General features: G+C 70.6%; 1 protein-coding gene. It reads left to right on the top strand.

Annotated elements, in window-relative coordinates; translation table 11 throughout:
• A partial coding sequence (locus SLW56_RS20745) for an amino acid adenylation domain-containing protein (RefSeq protein WP_320695403.1) occupies nt 1-2923 on the top strand: 2923 nt, incomplete at both ends.

Genomic DNA, 2923 nt, shown 5'->3' with positions numbered 1-2923 from the left:
TGGCGATCGATGGGGCACTGGACGAGGAGGCACTGGAGCGCGCCATCGGCAGTCTGGTGCAGCGGCACCAGGTGCTGCGCACGGTGATCGGCGACGACGCCTCGTTCGCCGGGCCGGTGCAGGTGGTGCAGCAGCAGTTCGCCTTCCGCCTGGATCGCGAGGACGTGAGCGCGTTGCCGGCGTCGGCGCAGACGCAGCGCATCGCCGCGCTGGTGCAGCACAGCGCGGCCAAGCCGTTCGATCTTTGTCAGGACCTGATGCTGCGCGGCTGTCTGGTGCGATGCAGTGCCGATCGCCACGTGCTGGTGCTGACCTTGCATCACATCGCCTGCGATGGCTGGTCGATGGCGGTGCTGACACGCGAACTCAACGCCTTGTACGCCGCACATGCGAGCGGCGAACAGGACGAGCTGCCGGCACTGCCGGTGCAGTACCGCGACTATGCCCACTGGCAGCATGCGTGGCTGCAGGGTCCGATGCTGGCACAGACCCGCGATTACTGGCTGCAGCGCCTGCAGGGCCTGCCGCAGGTGCATCAGCTGCCGCTGGACCGGCCCCGCCCGGTGCAGCCCAGCTACCGTGGCGCGGTGTACCGGCACACGCTGCCGGCGCGCTTGCGGCAGGGACTGGAGGCCTTGTCGCAACGGCACCACGCCACCGTGTTCATGACCGTGCAGACCGCCTTCGCGGTGCTGCTGGGCCGCTTCAGCGACACGCACGACATCGTGGTGGGCACGGCCATCGCCAACCGCGAGCAGCCGCAGCTGGCCGAACTGGTCGGTCTGTTCGCCAACACTCTGGTCCTGCGCACGCAGCTGCAGCCGGGGCAGCGCTTCGAGGAACTGCTGGCTGTCGCGCGGCAGCATCTGATCGCCGACTTCGCCCATCAGCACATGCCCTTCGAGGTGCTGGTGGAAGCGCTCAACCCGGCGCGTCAGCTAAGCCACAACCCGCTGTTCCAGATCATGCTGCTGTGGCAGAACAACGAGCAAGCCGAGCTGGACCTGGGGCAGGGACTGCGCTTTGCCAACTATCCGTTGGAGCGGGCGGTCAGCAAGTTCGACCTGACCCTGACCGTGCAGGACGAGGCCGATGGCGGCCTGGCCTTGGCCTGGCGCTATGCCAGCGACCTGTTCGATGCCGACAGCGTGCAACGCTGGGCGCGCGCCTTCGCCTGCCTGCTGGAAGGCATCGTGCAGGAGCCGGGCCAGTACGTGGCGCGTCTGCCGCTGCTCGATGCCGAGGAGCAGCAACGGCTGCTGCAGTGGCAACAGCCGCTGACATCGAACGCGCCGCTGGCGGCCGACGACAGCCTGCACCAGCGCGTGCAACGCCAGGCGGCGCGGACGCCGCAGGCGATCGCGGTGGTCGGCAACGGCCGTTCGCTGAGCTATGCGGAACTGGACGCGCGCGCCGAGCGGCTGGCCGTGTGGTTGCAACGGCAGGGCGTGGGAGCCGGCAGCGTGGTGGGCGTGTGCGCCGAGCGGCATGTGGATCTGGTGGTGGCGCTGCTGGGCACACTCAAGGCCGGCGCCGCCTATCTGCCGCTGGATCCGGGCTACCCGCACGAGCGCCTGCAGTACATGCTGAACGACAGCGGCGCCGGCTGGCTGGTCGGCGACAGGGCCTGCCTGCAGCCATGGGCGCAGACCGCGATCCACTGCATGCCGCTGGATGCCCTGGACGCGCTCGATGCGCAGGACGAGGGTGCCGCGCCGCTGCTGGACGCTGCCGCCACTGGCACGCTGGCCTACATGATCCATACCTCCGGGTCGACCGGGCAGCCCAAGGGGGTGATGATCGGCCACGCCGCCGTCGTCCGCTTCCTGGACGGCGCGCACCAGGCGCTGGGCGCGCCGCAGGACTACCGCTGGCTGGCGGTGACGCCGGTGTCTTTCGACATCTCTGTGCTGGAACTGTTCCTGCCGCTGACCAGGGGTGGAACGGTGCTGCTGGCCGATCGCGCCACGGCCCAGGACGGCGCGGCGCTTGCGCAACTGCTGGCGCGCGAACAGGCCACCGTGCTGCAGGCCACGCCGGCGACCTGGAAGCTGCTGCGCGAGGCCGGCTGGCAGGGCCAACCCGGCCTGCAGTTGCTGGTCGGCGGCGAGGCGGTACCGGTGCCGCTGGGTCAGTGGCTGGCCGGGCAGGGAGTCGGAGTGTGGAACTGCTATGGCCCGACCGAGTCGACGGTGTGGACGCACATGCAGCGCTTCGCGGCGGATGGGCAGTGCGTGGCGCCGGTGGCGGAGTTGGGCGGTCGCCTGGCGCACGTGGGCCAGTGCGTAGTGGACCAGCAGGGCGAACCGGTGCCGTTCGGGGGCGTGGGCGAACTGTGGCTGGGCGGCGGTGCGCTGGCGGAAGGGTATTGGCAGCGGCCGGCGCTGACCGCCGAGCGCTTCGTGGAACGCGATATGGGGACGGGCAGCCGGCGTTGGTACCGCAGCGGCGATCGGGTGCAGCAGCTGGCCGACGGGCGCTTGCGCTTCCTGGGACGGATCGACCAGCAGGTGAAGCTGCGCGGGCACCGGATCGAACTGGGCGAGATCGAGCATTGCCTGCTGGGCCTGGCGGGCATCGCCGACGCGGTGGTGGAGCTGTACCGCAGCGAGGCGGAGGCGGACGGCCAACTGGTGGCCTACGTGGTGCTGGGCGAGGGCCAGAGCGCGCCGAGCCAGGACCAGTGGCGGGCGCAGCTGCAGGCCCGCCTGCCGGCCTACATGCATCCGGCCAGCCTGACCGTGCTGGACGCGCTGCCGCTGACCGCCAACGGCAAGATCGACCGGCGCGCCTTGCCGGCGCCGCAGCGCAACGCGGACGCGGACGAGACACGGCCGGCGGATGCGGCCGAGCAGCGCCTGGCCACGCTGTGGGCCGAGTTGCTGGGCCTGCCGCAGGTCGGCGTCACCACCAGCTTCTTCCA

Source organism: Xanthomonas sp. LF07-6, assembly GCF_034105445.1.
GTDB lineage: Bacteria > Pseudomonadota > Gammaproteobacteria > Xanthomonadales > Xanthomonadaceae > Xanthomonas_A > Xanthomonas_A sontii.
Note: the sequence above shows the minus strand (reverse complement) of the source record. Positions and strands in the feature narration are given on the sequence as shown.